At 66.6% G+C, this 15972-nt stretch carries 18 protein-coding genes; 7 read left to right on the top strand and 11 right to left on the bottom strand.

Annotation, left to right across the window (positions count from 1 at the left end; translation table 11 throughout):
- Positions 1-37: 37 nt before the first annotated feature.
- Positions 38-823, bottom strand: a complete 786-nt coding sequence (locus L0976_RS01410; protein WP_234185699.1) for an adenosylcobinamide-GDP ribazoletransferase — start codon at positions 821-823, stop codon at positions 38-40.
- A gap of 157 nt (positions 824-980) precedes the next feature.
- Here L0976_RS01410 and cobT point away from each other — a divergent pair, with 157 nt between their 5' ends.
- Both cobT and L0976_RS01400 read left to right on the top strand, forming a co-directional pair.
- Positions 981-1997 (top strand): nicotinate-nucleotide--dimethylbenzimidazole phosphoribosyltransferase, encoded by a 1017-nt coding sequence (gene cobT / locus L0976_RS01405; protein ID WP_234185698.1) that lies wholly within the window; start codon positions 981-983, stop codon positions 1995-1997.
- An 88-nt stretch (positions 1998-2085) separates the two neighbouring features.
- Positions 2086-2463 (top strand): diacylglycerol kinase, encoded by a 378-nt coding sequence (locus L0976_RS01400; protein WP_234185697.1) that lies wholly within the window; start codon positions 2086-2088, stop codon positions 2461-2463.
- A 100-nt stretch (positions 2464-2563) separates the two neighbouring features.
- Here the strand turns inward: L0976_RS01400 and L0976_RS01395 are convergent, their stop codons facing one another.
- The gene (locus tag L0976_RS01395; protein ID WP_234185696.1) at positions 2564-4099 is read right to left on the bottom strand and encodes a HAMP domain-containing sensor histidine kinase; all 1536 of its coding nucleotides are present in this window, start codon (positions 4097-4099) and stop codon (positions 2564-2566) included.
- Between the two features lie 167 nt (positions 4100-4266).
- Here L0976_RS01395 and L0976_RS01390 point away from each other — a divergent pair, with 167 nt between their 5' ends.
- The 3 genes from L0976_RS01390 (at position 4267) to L0976_RS01380 (ending at position 6043) form a co-directional block, all read left to right on the top strand.
- On the top strand, positions 4267-4836 hold the full coding sequence (locus L0976_RS01390; protein WP_203319117.1) for a thermonuclease family protein: 570 nt from the start codon (positions 4267-4269) through the stop codon (positions 4834-4836).
- Between the two features lie 11 nt (positions 4837-4847).
- The gene (locus tag L0976_RS01385) at positions 4848-5486 is read left to right on the top strand and encodes a uracil-DNA glycosylase family protein (RefSeq protein WP_234185695.1); all 639 of its coding nucleotides are present in this window, start codon (positions 4848-4850) and stop codon (positions 5484-5486) included.
- 68 nt (positions 5487-5554) lie between these two features.
- Positions 5555-6043 (top strand): Lrp/AsnC family transcriptional regulator, encoded by a 489-nt coding sequence (locus L0976_RS01380; RefSeq protein ID WP_203319115.1) that lies wholly within the window; start codon positions 5555-5557, stop codon positions 6041-6043.
- A 7-nt stretch (positions 6044-6050) separates the two neighbouring features.
- Here the strand turns inward: L0976_RS01380 and L0976_RS01375 are convergent, their stop codons facing one another.
- The 3 genes from L0976_RS01375 to L0976_RS01365 all read right to left on the bottom strand — a co-directional run bounded on the left by L0976_RS01375 (position 6051) and on the right by L0976_RS01365 (position 8347).
- On the bottom strand, positions 6051-6419 hold the full coding sequence (locus L0976_RS01375) for a hypothetical protein (RefSeq protein ID WP_234185694.1): 369 nt from the start codon (positions 6417-6419) through the stop codon (positions 6051-6053).
- 1 nt (position 6420) lies between these two features.
- Positions 6421-7293 (bottom strand): NAD(P)-dependent oxidoreductase, encoded by an 873-nt coding sequence (locus L0976_RS01370; RefSeq protein WP_234185693.1) that lies wholly within the window; start codon positions 7291-7293, stop codon positions 6421-6423.
- 238 nt (positions 7294-7531) lie between these two features.
- Positions 7532-8347 (bottom strand): class I SAM-dependent methyltransferase, encoded by an 816-nt coding sequence (locus tag L0976_RS01365; protein ID WP_234185692.1) that lies wholly within the window; start codon positions 8345-8347, stop codon positions 7532-7534.
- A 128-nt stretch (positions 8348-8475) separates the two neighbouring features.
- Here L0976_RS01365 and L0976_RS01360 point away from each other — a divergent pair, with 128 nt between their 5' ends.
- On the top strand, positions 8476-9204 hold the full coding sequence (locus L0976_RS01360) for a DUF2270 domain-containing protein (RefSeq protein WP_234185691.1): 729 nt from the start codon (positions 8476-8478) through the stop codon (positions 9202-9204).
- A 10-nt stretch (positions 9205-9214) separates the two neighbouring features.
- On the opposite strand, the gene L0976_RS01355 is transcribed toward L0976_RS01360, so the two are convergent.
- From L0976_RS01355 to L0976_RS01340, 4 genes are all read right to left on the bottom strand, one after another.
- A complete protein-coding gene (locus L0976_RS01355) occupies positions 9215-9481 on the bottom strand; it encodes an usg protein (RefSeq protein WP_203319110.1) in 267 nt (88 codons plus the stop codon).
- Between the two features lie 144 nt (positions 9482-9625).
- Positions 9626-10456, bottom strand: coding sequence for an ABC transporter permease (locus L0976_RS01350; protein WP_234185690.1), 831 nt, complete (start codon positions 10454-10456; stop codon positions 9626-9628).
- Entirely contained in the window at positions 10453-11256 is an 804-nt protein-coding gene (locus L0976_RS01345) for an ABC transporter permease (protein WP_203319108.1), read from the bottom strand. Before L0976_RS01345 ends, L0976_RS01350 begins: the two co-directional genes overlap by 4 nt.
- 203 nt (positions 11257-11459) lie before the next feature.
- A complete protein-coding gene (locus tag L0976_RS01340; RefSeq protein WP_234185689.1) occupies positions 11460-12242 on the bottom strand; it encodes an ABC transporter substrate-binding protein in 783 nt (260 codons plus the stop codon).
- Between the two features lie 339 nt (positions 12243-12581).
- On the opposite strand from L0976_RS01340, the gene L0976_RS01335 reads away from it, so the two are divergent.
- On the top strand, positions 12582-14750 hold the full coding sequence (locus L0976_RS01335; protein WP_234185688.1) for an OmpA family protein: 2169 nt from the start codon (positions 12582-12584) through the stop codon (positions 14748-14750).
- Between the two features lie 62 nt (positions 14751-14812).
- Here L0976_RS01335 and mobB read toward each other — a convergent pair whose 3' ends face one another.
- A complete protein-coding gene (gene mobB / locus L0976_RS01330; RefSeq protein WP_234185687.1) occupies positions 14813-15331 on the bottom strand; it encodes a molybdopterin-guanine dinucleotide biosynthesis protein B in 519 nt (172 codons plus the stop codon).
- Positions 15328-15963, bottom strand: a complete 636-nt coding sequence (gene mobA, locus L0976_RS01325; protein WP_203319104.1) for a molybdenum cofactor guanylyltransferase MobA — start codon at positions 15961-15963, stop codon at positions 15328-15330. Before mobA ends, mobB begins: the two co-directional genes overlap by 4 nt.
- Between the last annotated feature and the right edge of the window lie 9 nt (positions 15964-15972).

Here is a 15972-nt window from a genome sequence, read left to right as displayed (position 1 = left end):
CGCGGCTCCAGACGATAACCCTTTCTATATCGGCGGCTCAAAGCGCCAAGGCAAGGGCGAACAGCACTGACATTTCCGCGAGTTGCTGCGTGGCGCCGATCGTGTCGCCGGTATGGCCGCCGATCTTGCCGAGCGCGATGCGGTTGAAGGCGAGGACGGTGATGACGGCGGCGGCCAGCGCGAGGGTGAAGGAAAGGATGGTGCCGTGCGGCAGGAGGAGGAGCGCGGCGATGGCGATGCCGCCTGCCAGCGCGACGGTGGTCGCGCCGCTGTCCGGCTCGCCGACCGAGGCGGCGACGCCGTCGCGGCGGGCCGGCGGCAGCAGCGACCAGTGCCAGACCATGGCGGTGCGGCTCATCGCGGCGACGGCAAGCAGCGCCATGCCGAGGCCGGAGGGCGTGAGGACGGCCGCGAGCGCGGCGATGGCGGCGGCGCGCAGGCCGAAGGAGAGCACGAGCGCCACGACGCCGTAGGAGCCGACGCGGCTGTCCTTCATGATGGCGAGCGCGCTGTCGCGATCCCGCCCGCCGCCAATGCCGTCGGCGGCGTCGGAGAGCCCGTCCTCGTGCAGCGCGCCGGTGAGGAGCACCTGAAGGGCGAGCGTCGCGAAGGCAAGGAGCATGGGCGGGGCGTGGAACGCCGAGAGGATGGCGGCAAGGGCCGCGGCGGGAAGCACGATCAGAACGCCGGCGAGGGGGAAGGCGCGCACGGCGCGGGAGAGGCGGCCGTCATAGCCGATGAAATGGCGCTGCGGCATCGGCAGGCGCGAGAGGAAGGCGACCGAGCGCGCCGTGTCGTCGATGAAGTTCCGGATGGTCGTCACTGTGTGGCCCCTGCTGTGGACGGTTCGCGGGAACCGCCGCCTTGCCGCGAAAGGCGACGCGGGCCGCCGCAAATGCGGTTGTCGGACTCGCGCCCTCGCTCTATTAGGAGACACCAAACATCCGCCTTTGAAAGCCCAAAGCAAGGAATTCCCCAAGATGAGTGCCAGCGGCCTGCCGTTCGATGACTTCCGTGAATTGCTGCGCAACCTGCCCGGCCCCGATTCGGCGGCACTGGTGGCCGCGCGCGATCGGGATTCGCAGCTCACCAAGCCGCCGGGCGCGCTCGGCCGGCTGGAGGAAATCGCCTTCTGGCTCGCGGCCTGGACCGGCCGCCCGCCGGCCGTCACGCGCCCGCTCGTGGCGATCTTCGCCGGCAACCACGGCGTCACGAAGCAGGGAATCACGCCCTATCCGTCCTCCGTCACGGCGCAGATGGTCGAGAATTTTGCGGCCGGCGGCGCGGCGATCAACCAGATCTGCGTGGCGAACGATCTCGGCCTCAAGGTCTTCGACCTCGCGCTCGACTATCCGACCGCCGACATCACCGAGGAAGCCGCCCTTTCCGAGCGCGACTGCGCCGCCACCATGGCCTTCGGCATGGAGGCCATTGCCGGCGGCACGGACCTCCTGTGCATCGGCGAGATGGGCATCGGCAACACGACCATCGCGGCGGCGATCAACCTTGCGCTCTACGGCGGCACGGCGGAAGAATGGGTCGGCCCGGGCACGGGCTCGGAAGGCGAGGTGCTGCAGCGCAAGATCGCGGCGGTGAAGAAGGCCGTCAACCTGCACCGCGCGCACCTTTCCGATCCGCTCGAGGTGCTGCGCCGCCTCGGCGGCCGCGAGATCGCGGCGATGGCCGGGGCGATCCTCGCCGCCCGCATGCAGAAGATCCCCGTCATCATCGACGGCTATGTCGCGACGGCCGCCGGCGCGATCCTGCGCGCGGCCAATCCCTCGGCGCTCGACCATTGCCTGATCGGCCATGTCTCGGCCGAGCCGGGGCATCTGAAGTCGATCGAGAAGCTCGGAAAGACGCCGCTGCTGGCGCTCGGCATGCGGCTCGGCGAGGGCACGGGCGCGGCGCTGGCCGCCGGGATCGTCAAGTCGGCTGCCGCCTGCCATGCCGGCATGGCGACCTTCGTTCAGGCGGGTGTCAGCAACCGTTCGTAGCGCTTGGTCGGGGAAAGTCCCGGTCGTGTGAATTGAGAACCCCGCATGCCCGTTCGCCCGGGCCTGCGTCGGCGAGAGCGGAGTGGCAATGGCTCAGGGACCAATCGAGAAGAAGACGGGCTTCGGCCACCTGTTCGCGGCCGCGATCTATTCGGCGGCCGGCGCGCGCCGGCTGCTCGGAGAAGCGGCCTTCCGCCACGAGCTGCTCGCCTTCTGCGTCGCCATGGTGATCTTCACCGTCGTCGGCGCGTCGTTCTTCCAGTATGTGGCGATGGCGATCCTCTTCCTGCTGCTGATCGCCTTCGAGGCGCTCAACACGGCGATCGAGGAGATCGTCGACCGGGTCTCGCCGGAGATTTCCGAGATGGGCAAGCATTCGAAGGACCTCGGCTCCTTCGCCGTCTTCTGCCTGATCGTCGCCAATGCCGGCTATGCCGGATATGTAGTGGTTTCCAGATTTATCTAGCGCAGGCGGTAAATTCCAACCTCTCCTCAGCCACCCTTGTCTGTTGACGGAAAGGAGGAGGGGCGGCCCTTCTCTTGGATGGGGGGGAGCTAAGCCGCCCTCAGGCGAAGCTCTTCCTGCGCCGGGCGACGGCCTGCGTCTCGCTAACGGCGGGCAGGCTCTGGAGCACGCGCTTGGCTGGCAGGATGGCGATGGCCTCGGTGCCCTCGCGCAGCTTGGATTTCAGGATGAACTCGCCGTTGTGCTTGGCGAGGATGGCCTGCACGATGGGCAGGCCGAGGCCGGTGCCCTGTTCGGCGCTCTTGATGGCGATGGAGCCCTGGCCGAAGGCGGAGAGGACGACGGGAATCTCGTCCTCCGGGATGCCGGGGCCGTTGTCCCTGATGGAGACGTACTGGCCGCCGCCGGCCGTCCAGCCGGCCTTGACGACGATCTCGCCGCCCTGCGGGGTGAATTTCACCGCATTCGACAGGAGGTTGAGGATGACCTGGCGCAGCGCCTTCTCGTCCGCCCAGACGGCCGGCATGTCCGTTTCGACCTGCTCGGAAATCGTGATGTTCTTCGCCCGCGCGCGCAGTTGCACCATGCCGATGCAGTCCTCGGCGATGTCGACGAGATGCACGGAATCCTCCGCGAGGTCATATTTTCCCGCCTCGATGCGCGAGAGGTCGAGAATCTCGTTGATGAGGTTGAGGAGATGCTGGCCCGAGCGGTGGATGTCGGAGGTGTATTCCTTGTAGACCGGGTTGTTCAGGGGCCCCAGCACTTCCGTCGACATGACCTCGGAAAAGCCGAGGATGGCGTTGAGCGGCGTGCGCAGCTCGTGCGACATGGAGGCGAGGAAGCGGGATTTGGCAAGGTTCGCCTCCTCGGCGCGGCGGCGCGCCTCGTCCGACATGGACTTGGCGACCTCCAGCTCGGCGATGAGGTCGTCCTTCTCCGACTGGGAGGAGAGGAGCTGCGCGCTGGTGTGGCGCAGGCGGTGCGTCATGAAGACGAGGAAGGCGAGGGCGGCGGCGATGATCGCCGTCATGCCGACGGTCGCCGGGTCGGGGCGCAGCAGCGAGGAGACGGAGAGCGCCAGGACCGTCGGCGCGAAGGCGCAGAGGATCGCGTGGCGCAGCATGAGGGTGCTCATGGCCGTCACCGCGAGGGCGACGAGCAGCGAGGACCCCTTGTAGAATTCGAAGACGCCGCCGGAGCAGCGGCCGCAGCCCTGCAGCGCGAAGGTGGCCCAGGCGATGCCCATGAGGACCTGCGCGAGGAGGAAGCGGCGCTGCCAGCGCCGCACATTGTCCGCGGTGATGTCCTGATCGCGCGCGCGGCGCGCGACGAGCATGCCGATGGCATGGACGCTGAGGGCGAGCACGGCCCAGGCGAGGAGGCCGGTTTCCTGCGTGAGATAGATGCCGCCGGCGGCGATCAGCACCACGATCATGGGGATGGCGAGCGCGCCCTGCACGGTCGAGCCGATGTGGAGCTGCATCATTTCCCGCTCGAAGCCCGGCGAGTTGCCCGTCGCGGTCTGCAGCCGTTCGCGGGTCGCGCGCACAGCCCGCGAGACAGCCTTGTTACGATGGCTGCGCGACTTGTCGACGATGATCTTGTCGGTCGAGGTACTGACGCCGGTACTCATCACGATTGCAACTGTTGCGGACAGCATTGAATTCTAGGGGGGAATCCTTAAGAAGATGCTGCCGCGCATAAACCATTTGCGAACCATTCCGACATTTTCCGTAGCGTGAATTCGGCGGTCCTTCGGCATATGACGCAAGGTCGACAACCAGGATGGGAACGGGTTCCATGGGGCTTTCCAGGCGGGCGCGCGATGTCGGCGTGGCGGTTGCGATCCTCGCGCTGACGGCGCTGATCGTCGCGCGCCTCGACGGCGAGGGCGGCGAGACGCTCACCGGCACGGCGCGGGCGGCGGACGGCGACACGCTGACGCTGGACGGTCATCGCATCCGCCTGCTCGGCTTCGATGCGCCCGAGCTGACGCAGATGTGCCGGCGGGACGGCGAGGAATGGCGCTGCGGCGCCGCCGCGCGCTCGCGCATGGCGGAGCTCCTGCGGGCCGGGGCGATCACCTGCCGCACGAGGGGCACGGACAAGTACGGCCGCTGGCTGGCGCGTTGCGACGGAGCCGACGGCGCCGACCTCGGCGAACGCATGGTGCGCGAGGGCCTGGCCGTCGCCTATGGCGGATACGAGGACGAGGAGCAGTTCGCCAAGGCCGAACGCAAGGGATTGTGGGGCGCGCAGTTCGAGATGCCGCAGGAATGGCGGCGGATGAACGGCAGGCCGCGGGAAGAAATCCACGACGCGGAACCCGGCCTGCTCGGCGGCATTCTGGAAACGCTGGGGTTGAATTGACGGATAATGCGATGGACGGCGACAGACCGGCAGGCGACATCGAGGCGCTGACCGCGGCGATCGCGGCCTGCCGGCTCTGTCGCGACACACCGGCGAGGGCTGGCGACGCGCTGCCGCACGAGCCGCGGCCGGTCGCGGTGCTTTCCGCCGGTGCCCGCATCCTGATCGCCGGGCAGGCGCCGGGGTTGCGGGTGCACGAGAGCGGCCTGCCGTTCAACGATGCTTCGGGCGACCGGCTGCGCATCTGGCTCGGCGTGACGCGCGAGGAATTCTATGATCCGCGGACATTCGCCATCGTGCCGATGGGCTTCTGCTTTCCCGGCTACGACGCCCACGGCAGCGACCTGCCGCCGAGGCGCGAATGCGCGCCGCTGTGGCGGGGTCGGGTGATGGCCGCCATGCCGCAGGTCGAACTCGTGCTGGCGATCGGCCAGTATGCGCAGGCCTGGCATCTCGGCACGGCGAAGGCGGCGAGCATGACGGAGACGGTGCGCGACTGGTGCCGGCATCTCCACCGCAACGACGGACCGGCCGTGCTGCCGCTGCCGCATCCGAGCTGGCGCAATACGGCCTGGCTGAAGCGCAATCCATGGTTCGAGGAAGAGGTGCTGCCGGAATTGCGAAAGCGGGTGAAAACTCTTTCCAGGTGAAATGCATTTCTTCCCATTTGCCGTAATTTGGGTGTATGAGGGAATTAAATTTCAGGATGGGGAGATCAATGGATCGTCTGGACCGCAAGATTCTGCGTCTGCTGCAGGAAGATTCCACGCTCGCAGTGGCGGACCTCGCCAAGAAGGTGGGGCTTTCCACCACGCCCTGCTGGCGGCGCATCCAGAAGATGGAAGAGGACGGCGTGATCCGCAAGCGCGTCGCGCTGCTCGATCCCGGCAAGATCAACACGAAGGTCACCGTCTTCGTCTCGATCCGCACCAATTCGCATTCGACGGAATGGCTGAAGCGCTTTTCCGAGGTGATCGTCGAGTTCCCGGAGGTCGTCGAGTTCTACCGCATGAGCGGCGAGGTGGATTACCTCCTGCGCGTCGTCGTGCCGGACATCGCGGCTTATGACGCCTTCTACAAGCGCATGATCGCCCGCATCGAGATCCGCGACGTCTCCTCGGCCTTCGCCATGGAGCAGATCAAGTACACGACCGAGCTTCCGCTCGACTACATGGTGGTGGACAACCAGAAGAGCGGCGAGGAATAGGCGCCGCTCACATATCCGGCCGCTTGAAGGTGACGACGAGCGATTTCCACGCCGCATGGGGCGCAAGCTCCGCCAATCCCCTGGAGGGTGCGCAGCGCACGACGGCGCGCACCGCGCTCGCGGCAAAGGCCTTCGTCGCCGGATCGCCGGCGACGGGGCCGTCGATTTCGGGCGAACCGTCGAGTTCGCCCGCCTCGGACAGCGAGACTTTCACGCGCACCGGTCCGACATCATCGGGCATGTCGGCCGGAACAGCCCAGCACCGGGCGATCTGCCGGTGCAGCGCCGTGGCGAGCGCCGGCGTGGCGTCCTCGGCCCTCGCCGGTGCGGAGAGGGCGAGGGCGGCCAAAGCGACAAGCGCTGCGCGGCGCAACACCCTATTTCCTTTCGAGGCGCGCCAGCAGCGAGGACGTGTCCCAGCGGTTGCCGCCCATGTCCTGCACGTCGCCGTAGAACTGGTCGACGAGGGCGGTGACGGGCAGCTTGGCGCCGTTGCGGCGGGCTTCGGACAGCACGATGTCGAGGTCCTTGCGCATCCAGTCGATGGCGAAGCCGAAATCGTATTTGCCGGCATTCATCGTCTTGTGGCGGTTCTCCATCTGCCAGGAGCCGGCGGCTCCCTTGGAGATCACCTCCACGACCTTCTCGATGTCGAGGCCGGCCTTCTTGCCGAAATGGATACCCTCGGCGAGGCCCTGGACGAGGCCGGCGATGCAGATCTGGTTGACCATCTTGGTGAGCTGACCGGCGCCGGCCGGGCCCATCAGGCCGACCATGCGGGCATAGGCCTCGATGACGGGCCGGGCCTTCTCATAGGTCGCCTCGTCGCCGCCGCACATGACGGTGAGGACGCCGTTCTCCGCGCCGGCCTGGCCGCCGGAAACGGGGGCGTCGATGAAGCCGCAGCCCTTTTCCTTCGCGGCGGTGTCGAGCTCGCGGGCGACCTCGGCGGAGGCTGTGGTGTTGTCGATGAGGATCGCGCCCGGCTTCATGCCTTCGAGAACGCCGTCCTTGCCGATCGTGACGGCGCGCAGGTCGTCGTCGTTGCCGACGCAGGTAAAGACGAAATCGGCGTCCTTCGCCGCTTCCGCCGGCGTGCGGAACGCCTTGCCGCCGAACGCGGCCGCCCATTTCTCCGCCTTGGCGAAGGTGCGGTTGTAGACCGCCACCTCATGGCCTCCCTTGACCTTCAGATGGCCTGCCATGGGATAGCCCATGACGCCGAGACCGATGAATGCAACCTTTGCCATGTCGTAACCTCCTGCAATTGCTGGCAGGTGGTGTAGCGGATGATCGATTCCGGCGAAAGTGTTTCTCGCAAAAGGGGATGGTGGCAGGCATGGATGGATCCTCGGGTCAGGCCCTAGGATGACGGAGGGGAGGAGAGGGTTTCCCGTCCGTCGAGCGGTGCGGCATGCGTCAGCGTCACATGTGACGCCAAACCTCTCGTGTTATCCTCGGTCTCGACCCTGCGCGAAAACCTCCCGGTCAGCCGCGATACTTCGCCAGCACCAGATGGCCGGCAATGGGCTTGCCTTCCTCCATGCGCACGGTGATGTCCGTGATCTCGACGAGGTCGAAGCCGGTCTCGTCGAGGCGCTGGCGGACATAGCCGGCGGAATGGGCGAAGCGCTGGTGCGGGCCGACCATGAAGGGCCGGCCGGCGAAGGTGTCGTCGGGCAGCGTCTCGGAGGAGAAGATGAAATGGCCGCCGGGCACGAGATTGTCGGCGGCGCCGAAGAACAGCGGTTCCAGCGCGCCGAGATAGGGCAGCACGTCCGTCGCGGTGATGAGGTCGAAGGACTCGTCCTCGTTGTCGTCGAGGAAATCGACGGCCTCGGAGACGTAGAGCGTCTCGTAGAGGTCCTTGTCGTGGGCGACCTCGACCATGTTCTCCGAAAGGTCGACGCCGGTGATGTCCTCGGCCATGTCGCGCAGCGCCCCGCCGGTAAGGCCCGTGCCGCAGCCGAGGTCCAGCACGCGCCTGAACGGCCCCATCTCCAGCGCCTGGAAACGCTGGCGCACGAGCAGCGGCACGCAATAGCCGAGCTGGTCGACGAGCACGTTGTCGAAGACCTCGGCGTGCTGGTCGAAGAGCGTGGCGACATAGGCGTCGGGCGCCTTTTCGGGCGTGTCGCCGCGGCCCATCGAGGCAAGGCGCACGGCCGCCCCGCCATGGTCTTCCGGGTCGAGCGCCAGCACCTCGGCATAGGCCCTGGCTGCGGCGTCGAAATCGCCGGATTTTTCCAGCGAGAGGGCGCGGTTATAGGCGTCCGCGAGCGCATCTTCGTCGATCTTCTTCATGCGGCGTCTCTTAAGGTCCGTGCCGGGCTTTGGCAATGGAAGGATGCGCGCGCAAATAGGCATTTATCAATCGGCGAAAGAGGCGCATGATCGTTTCCAAGACCAAAAAGACCAGCAGGAGGAATGCCATGCCCGCCGATATGTCCCCCTCGTCGCTTTCCCTCGAAGCCAGGCGCCCCGCCAGCCCCCCGCTGCCCGGCACGCCCGTGGAGACGATCAACACGATGGTGCACTACTATCGCGGCGAACTCGGGCGCATGGCGGGATGGCGCGACCGGATCGACCGCACGACGAACTGGGCGATCACGGTGGTCGCGGCGCTGCTCTCCGTCTCGCTGTCGACGCCGACCTCGCATCACGGCGTGCTGCTCTTCGCGATGTTGCTGGTGACGCTGCTCCTGCTCATCGAGGCGCGGCGCTACCGGTTCTTCGACGTCTACCGGGCGCGGGTGCGGCAGCTGGAACGGTTCTATTTCGCCGAAATCCTCAATCCGCGCGGCCAGCTCGCGCTCGATTGGGCCGCCCCCATCGCCAAGAGCCTGCGCAAGCCGGACTTCCTGATCAGCTACCGCGACGCGGCCTGCCGGCGGCTGCGGCGCAATTATTGCTGGATGTACCTCATCCTGCTCCTGGCCTGGGCCCTGAAGATCTCCTCCTCGACCATGCAAATCCAGGCGGGCCAGGGCAAGGATATCGCGCTCGCCTTCGAGCACGTCGTCGCCAATGCGGCGCTCGGGCCCGTTCCCGGCAGCGTCGTGCTCGTCTGCGTGACGCTCTTTTATGCCGCCATCGCCTATGGCTCGCTGAGGGTCAACATGACGGACAGCGAACTGGCTTATGGCGAGGTCCACGTCTGAACCGGCACCCTCAGTTGATGATGAACTCGCCCTTCAGCGCGCGCCATTCCGTCGCCGAGATCAGCCGGCGGTGGACGTAGCGGACGGAGTGCAGGGGCCCGTCCAGCTTTTCCTGCCAGAACCTGAGGAAGCTGTTCATTTCCGGGAAGTCGGGGGCCAGATCGTAGTGCTGCCAGATGTAGGTCTGCAGGAACTGCCGGTGGTCCGGCATCCGGTAGAGGATCTGGGCCGTGGTCATGCCGTAGCCCCTGAGCTGCATTGCCATGTCGTTCGTCATAGCGACCTCATTGCATGGTGAATGATGGTCCCTATGATTGAGCGCCCGCAAGGTTAACGGAAGCTTAAAATGCGGATGGCGTCGGGAAAATTTTCGTGAAATCAGGATGTTGGCAGCACCCTTTGCCGAGTGCTGCCATGGAGTTCAGCGCTTGAGATGGCGCGTCAGGCGCGCTTCCAGCCAGGCCCAAAGGTTGCGCAGCAGCTCCACGATGATGAGGTAGAGCAGCGCCGCCCAGAGATAGGCCTGGTAGTCGAAGGTGCGCGAGAAGGCGCGGCGGGTCTCGCCCATCAGGTCGAAGACCGTGACGATGGCGACGATGGCCGAGCCCTTGATCATCAGGATGATCTCGTTGCCGTAGGGGCGCAGCGCCACGATGAGCGCCTGCGGCAGGATGATCTTGAAGAAGGCGATCTTTTTCGGCAGGCCGAGCGCGGCGGCGCCCTCGTGCTGGCCGCGCGCCACGCTCTCGATCGCCCCGCGCAGGATCTCGGCCTGGTAGGCGGCGGTGTTGAGCGTGAAGGTCAGGAGCGCGCAGTTCCACGCATCGCGGAAGAACCACCAGAGCCCCCAGGCCTTCAGCTCGGCGGAGAAGCTGCCGAGGCCGTAATAGACGAGGAAGAGCTGCGTGAGCAGCGGCGTGCCGCGGAAGAAGTAGACATAGCCATAGGCGAACCAGGAGAAGGCCTTGTTCTTCGACATGCGCGCGAAGGCGAGCGGCAGCGAGAGGATGCCGCCGAGAACGACGGAAAGCCCGACGAGCAGCAGCGTGACGCCGAGGCCGGAAAGGTAGCTCGGGCCGTATTTGGTGAATTTCTCGGGATCCCAGCCCTCGACCATCATAAGGAAGATGCCGACGGTGAGCGCCAGCCAGACGCCCATGAAGAGGTTGCCGAAGAAGCGGCCGGTGGTGAAGGGCTTGGCGGGGGCGGGGGGCGGGGCCTGCGGCGGAAGGAGGGCGGTGACGTGGCTCATCGTGCAACCTCCGAGCGCTTGGCCCATCCCTCGATCGCCGAGAAGACCAGCGAGGAGAGGAAGGCGAGGATGAGGAAGAGCAGGCAGGCGATCGCGTAGAATTCGAAGGCCTGCTTGGTCACGCGCGCGGCGACGCCCGTCTGGCGCAGGATGTCCGGAAGGCCGATGACGGAGACGAGCGCCGTGTCCTTGAGCAGCGCCATCCAGAGATTGCCGAGGCCGGGCAGGGCGACGCGGATGAGCTGCGGCAGGACGATGAGCCGCATGGTGCGGCCGCGGTGCAGGCCGAGCGCATACCCCGCCTCGTACTGGCCGCGGGGAATGGCCTTGAAGGCCGAGAGCAGCACTTCGGAACAATAGGCCGAGAAGACGACGCCGAGCGCGACCATGCCGGCGGCGAAGGCGTTGATCTCCACCCTGCCGTCATAGCCGATGGCCGTCATGAAGTTCTGCACGAGGATCTGCAGGCCGTAATAGACGATGAAGAGCGTCAGCAGTTCCGGCAGGCCGCGGAAGAGCGTGGTGTAGATGTTGGCCGACAGCCGCAGCGACTTTTCCTCCGACTGCTTGGCCAGCGCGATGAAGAAGCCCATGACGAGGCCGATGGGCAGCGTCGCGACGGCGAGCGTGCCGGTGACGAGGAAGCCGAGGGCGATCTCGTCGCCCCAGCCGGCGTCGCCGCAAGCCAGGAGCGTATTGCCCGCGAACAGTTTGAAGATGCCGATCGGCCCGCAGAGGGGATCGATGATCCCCAGGAACGCGGATGCCGCCTCGGCAATAGCGGTGAAGAACCCGCCCATGCCAGAACCCCCGATGCGCTTTGCGCTTCTTGTTAAGGCGCTTTATGCGCCCCGTCTTTTGCTTGCATGGACGGCGTTGCTATGGCGGAACGGCGCCCATGTTCGAGTTCTCAAGCAAATGCGGCGGAAGGGCAAGCCCTCCCGCCGCTGCATTCTGGTGATGGGGTCAGAAAAAACCCGCATGAAGAGAAAGATGTTGCCTATCAGTCGCCGTAGACGTCGAAGGGGAAGTACTTGGCGTTGATTTCCTGGTACTTGCCGCTCTCGCGGATTGCGGCGATCGCGGCGGTGAACTTGTCGGCGAGCGGATCGCCCTTGCGCACCGCAATGCCCGCGCCTTCGCCGTTGATGACCGGGTCGATCGGCAGCGTGCCGAGCAGCTTGCAGCAGGCGCCGTCGTCGGTCTTCAGCCATTCGGAAAGCACCACGACGTCGTCGATCACGGCGTCGATGCGGCCGTTGGCGATGTCGAGCTTGTACTCGTCAGCCGTCGGGTAGAGCTTGACCTCGGCGTCCTTCATATGCGCTTCGGCATAGTTGGAATGCGTCGTGGAGCCCTGGGCGCCGAGCGTCTTGCCGGCGAGCGCCTCGGGGGTCGCTTCCTTGATGTCGGAATCCTTCGGCACGACGATGGCCGGCGGGGTATTGTAGTATTTCTTGGAGAAGTCGACCTGCTTCTTGCGCTCGGCGGTGATCGACATGGAGGCGACGATGGCGTCGAACTTCTTGGCGATGAGCGCCGGGATGATGCCGTCCCAGTCCTGCGTGACGAAGGTACACTCCGCCTTCATTTCCTCGCACAGCGCCTTGGCGATGTCGACGTCGAAGCCGGTCAGGGTGCCGTCGGATTCGAGGTTGTTGAAGGGCGGGTAGGCGCCTTCCGTGCCGATCACGATCTTCTCGCCGTCTGCCATCGCGGCGGACGAGGCAAACAGCGCGATGACCGCAGCCGAGGCTGCGAGCGTGAAACGTTTGGAGATACGCATTTTAGTCCTCTCAGTTGAAGGCGCTCCGGTTCTTGTTCTTGTCCGGGCCTTGAAATCAAGCGGGCAGGGTTGTCCGCTTGGGGGGATAATCGACCGTTTTCCGCCAGAAAATCAACTGGTTTTCCGCCGTCATTCCGCCCCGTTTCCCCGACAATTTCGCGCCCGCCTCTGGCCATGTCCGGGGCGTGACCTATCTCGTCGGTCAACAGAGGGTTGTTCAGCCGGCGTTCAGGCGCTTCTGGCTAGGCCTTTGCTGGAAGACGGGCGATTTGCCGACCGGTCGCAAGAGCCGGCAGGCAGCTCTCTAAACAACAGACGGGACACCGTGAGGACAGAACGATGACTTTCCGCTCAAGACTTTTTGCCACCGTGGCGCTTCCCGTGCTCTCGGCGTCGCTGATCGCGACGCCTTCGCTGGCGGACGCCCTGATGAAGCCTTTCGAGGTTGCGCAGGACAGCTCCGGCGAGGGCCAGCCGAGTGAAGAAGAGCTGCTTCTGCTGAAGAAGCAGCAGGAAGAACAGCGCCAGGCCGAGGAAGAGGCCCGGCGCCAGGCGGAGGAGCAGCAGAAGGCTGCCGAGGACCAGCAGCGCCAGGCCGAAGAGCAGCAGCGCGCGGCCGACGAAGAAGCCCGTCGCCAGGCCGAGGAGCAGCAGAAGGCCGCCGAGGAACAGCAGCGTCAGGCCGAGGAACAGCAGAAGGCCGCCGACGAGGAAGCCCGGCGCCAGGCGGAGGAGCAGCAGAAGGCTGCCGAGGAACAGCAGCGCCAGGCCGAGGAACAGCAGAAGGCCGCGGACGAGGAAGCCCACCGCCAGGCGGAGGAGCAGCAGAAGGCTGCGGAGGAACAGCAGCGCCAGGCCGAGGAACAGCAGAAGGCCGCCGACGAGGAAGCCCAGCGCGCCGCCGGAGAGCAGAAGCGCCAGGCGGAAGAGCAGAAGGCCGGCGAGAAGCCGCAGCGGCGGAACAAGGAACGGCAGCAGCAGCCCGCCGAGGAACAGCCGGTCGAGGAGCAGCAGACCGGGCAGCCGGATCAGGGCGAGGCCGAGCAGCCGGCGGTGACCGGCGAAGAGGCGCCCGCAGAGACCGGGACCGAGCAGCTGCCCTCGACCGCTGAAGACGGCGCGCAGCAGCCGGCAACGTCCGAGACGGGCGGCGAGCAGCAGCAGCCGCCGGCCACGGCCGAAGGCGGCGAGCAGCCCGCGGGCGAACAGGCTCCGGTCGTCGAGACGCTGACGGAAGAGCAGAAGCAGGAAATCGCCGAGGACCCGGGCAAGACCGACGAGACGGTCGTGCTGCCGGTGGAGAACGGCGCGGCCGTGCTCGACAGCGACAAGGACGCCGACAATGCCGGCGGCCAGACCAGCCGCGACGAGCGCCGCAAGAAGCGCGAGGAACTGCGGGCCGAGGAAGAGGCCGCCCCCCCGCCGGAAGACGACGGGTCGGCCCAGGCCGACATCTCGCCCGAGGTGCGCGAGGCGGTGTCGCAGAAGATCGAGGCGGCGAACAACGAGAAGGGCAAGCGCCTCGACGCCGTGCCGGTCTTCGAGGTGCCGCAGACGACCAATGTCATCAACAACACCGTGATCAACAACACGGTGGTCAACAACACCACCGTCAACAACAACACGGTGAACAACAACGTCACGCGGGTGGACGTGGTCGAGCGGTTCGATAACCGCATGGTCCTGTCGATCGGCAACCAGCTCGTCGTGCGCGGCGACGATCGCCCGCGCCTTCGCCGCGACTCCGAGGATGTCTATTATGACAATCTCGCCCGCGGTCGCGTCCGCGAAACGATCCTTCGTCCCGGCGGCGCGCGGATCGTGACGATCTACAACCGCTATGGCGACATCATCCAGCGCTCGCGCGTCGGCGAGGACGGCCGCGAATACATCCTCGTCTATGCGCCGGAACTGGAGGAGGACGACGCGCCGCGTCCCGACTTCATCGACGTCGGCTACGAGCTGCCCCCGATGCGCCTGCGCATTCCGGTGCGTGACTACATTGTCGATACGTCGAGCGATCCGGACCGGGACTACTACGAGTTCCTCTCCGAACCGCCGGTCGAGCGCGTGGAGCGCGTCTACACGATCGAGGAGGTGAAGCACTCCGCCCGCCTGCGCGACAAGGTGCGCCGTATCGACCTCGACACGGTGACCTTCGCCACCGGCAGCGCCGAGGTGCCGATGTCGCAGGCCCGCACGCTGCGCAAGGTGGCCGATGCCATGCAGAAGGTCCTCGACAAGGATCCGGGCGAGACCTTCCTGATCGAGGGCCACACGGACGCCGTCGGTTCGGACAAGTCGAACCTCGTGCTTTCCGACGAGCGCGCCGAATCGGTCGCGAGCCTGCTCACCGAGGTCTACGGCATTCCGCCGGAAAACCTGCAGACGCAGGGTTACGGCGAGCGCTTCCTGAAGGTGCGCACCCAGGCCGCCGAGCAGCAGAACCGCCGCGTCACCATCCGCCGCGTGACGACGCTGGTCCGCCCGGTCGCCAGCGCGAACTGATCCGGCTCACGGAAAACGGAAGGCCGCGGGATTTCTCCCGCGGCCTTTTTCATGCGTGCTGTTCAGGCGGGCGCCGGCAGGCCCGCCACCTGGACGACGAAATCGGCGATGGCCGCGGTGTCGTCGAGGTCGAAGACGGGAAGGGCCGTGTCCGTCACCGGGTGGTCGGCGGCAATGGCCGCGATATGCGGGTCTTCCGGGGCGAGCGGCGTGCGGTTGGCCGCTTCCAGCCGGCGTGCCTCGATCTTCGGGATCGGCTCGCGCTTGTAGCCTTCGACGAGCACGAGGTCGCAGGGGGCGAGGCGGGCGAGGATTTCCTCGAAGGCGGGTTCGGGCGCACCGCGCAGCTCGCGCATGATGGCGTAGCGGGTGCCCGAGACGATGGTGACTTCGTGCGCGCCGGCCTGCCGGTGGCGGTAGCTGTCGGCCCCGACCTTGTCGATATCGAAATCGTGATGGGCGTGCTTGATGGTGGAGACGCGGTAGCCGCGGGCGACGAGTTCCGCCACGAGCCGCACGGCAAGACCCGTCTTGCCGGAATTCTTCCAGCCGGCAATGCCGAATATCCTCGGTCGCGTCATCGTTCCAGCACCCAGAGCCAGTTTTCCGCCGCGTCGAGATCGTCGGGCGTGTTGATGTTGAAGAAGGGATCGAACGCGCCGCGCGGCGTTTCGACCGGCGGGAACAGCACCTCCCGTGCCTGGTGGCGTTCGAGGTAGCTGCGCACGCGCAGGGCCCCCCCGCCGGCAAGCCATTGCGCAAGGTCGTCCATGAGCGCGACAGGCCAGAGCGCGAAAACGGGGTGGGGGCCGCTTGCCGAGCGGGCGGCGGCGATGCGCTCCGGCGCATCGATGGCGCGGGAAAGCCGGGCGACCAGATCTGCCGGGAAGAAGGGGCTGTCCGTCGGCACCGTCGCGACGTGGCTGGCTTCGGGATGGCAGCGGCGCGCATGGTCGAGCGCGGCGAGCACGCCGCCGAGCGGGCCGGAGCGCGAGGGATCGAGATCGGCGAAGACCGGCAGTTCCTCGCCTTCGGCAAAAAGGACCGGGCCGTTGGCGTTGACGGCGAGGGACGAGACCTGCGGGCGCAGCCGCCGGGCGGCGCGATCGACGAGGGAGGCGCCGCCGAGGCGCAGGCGCGCCTTGTCCTGCCCCATGCGGGAGGACAGGCCCCCGGCCAGGATCACGCCCGGTATCGCCTCCGTCGGTGCCATGTTGCTCCC

It is taken from the genome of Shinella sp. NM-101, from assembly GCF_021401195.1.
GTDB lineage: Bacteria > Pseudomonadota > Alphaproteobacteria > Rhizobiales > Rhizobiaceae > Shinella.
The sequence above is the reverse complement of the archived record's forward strand: the minus strand, read 5'-3'. Positions and strand labels throughout refer to the sequence as shown.

What these genes read in the sequence shown, in the direction of transcription:
- L0976_RS01350 (WP_234185690.1), bottom strand. Translation starts at nt 10,456, where the DNA reads ATGAGCCACGTCACCGCCCTCCTTCCGCCGCAGGCCCCGCCCCCCGCC.
- L0976_RS01400 (WP_234185697.1), top strand. Translation starts at nt 2,086, where the DNA reads ATGGCTCAGGGACCAATCGAGAAGAAGACGGGCTTCGGCCACCTGTTC.
- L0976_RS01385 (WP_234185695.1), top strand. Translation starts at nt 4,848, where the DNA reads ATGGACGGCGACAGACCGGCAGGCGACATCGAGGCGCTGACCGCGGCG.
- L0976_RS01380 (WP_203319115.1), top strand. Translation starts at nt 5,555, where the DNA reads ATGGATCGTCTGGACCGCAAGATTCTGCGTCTGCTGCAGGAAGATTCC.
- L0976_RS01390 (WP_203319117.1), top strand. Translation starts at nt 4,267, where the DNA reads ATGGGGCTTTCCAGGCGGGCGCGCGATGTCGGCGTGGCGGTTGCGATC.
- L0976_RS01365 (WP_234185692.1), bottom strand. Translation starts at nt 8,347, where the DNA reads ATGAAGAAGATCGACGAAGATGCGCTCGCGGACGCCTATAACCGCGCC.
- cobT (WP_234185698.1), top strand. Translation starts at nt 981, where the DNA reads ATGAGTGCCAGCGGCCTGCCGTTCGATGACTTCCGTGAATTGCTGCGC.
- L0976_RS01335 (WP_234185688.1), top strand. Translation starts at nt 12,582, where the DNA reads ATGACTTTCCGCTCAAGACTTTTTGCCACCGTGGCGCTTCCCGTGCTC.
- L0976_RS01395 (WP_234185696.1), bottom strand. Translation starts at nt 4,099, where the DNA reads ATGAGTACCGGCGTCAGTACCTCGACCGACAAGATCATCGTCGACAAG.
- L0976_RS01370 (WP_234185693.1), bottom strand. Translation starts at nt 7,293, where the DNA reads ATGGCAAAGGTTGCATTCATCGGTCTCGGCGTCATGGGCTATCCCATG.
- L0976_RS01355 (WP_203319110.1), bottom strand. Translation starts at nt 9,481, where the DNA reads ATGACGAACGACATGGCAATGCAGCTCAGGGGCTACGGCATGACCACG.
- L0976_RS01345 (WP_203319108.1), bottom strand. Translation starts at nt 11,256, where the DNA reads ATGGGCGGGTTCTTCACCGCTATTGCCGAGGCGGCATCCGCGTTCCTG.
- mobA (WP_203319104.1), bottom strand. Translation starts at nt 15,963, where the DNA reads ATGGCACCGACGGAGGCGATACCGGGCGTGATCCTGGCCGGGGGCCTG.
- mobB (WP_234185687.1), bottom strand. Translation starts at nt 15,331, where the DNA reads ATGACGCGACCGAGGATATTCGGCATTGCCGGCTGGAAGAATTCCGGC.
- L0976_RS01340 (WP_234185689.1), bottom strand. Translation starts at nt 12,242, where the DNA reads ATGCGTATCTCCAAACGTTTCACGCTCGCAGCCTCGGCTGCGGTCATC.
- L0976_RS01360 (WP_234185691.1), top strand. Translation starts at nt 8,476, where the DNA reads ATGCCCGCCGATATGTCCCCCTCGTCGCTTTCCCTCGAAGCCAGGCGC.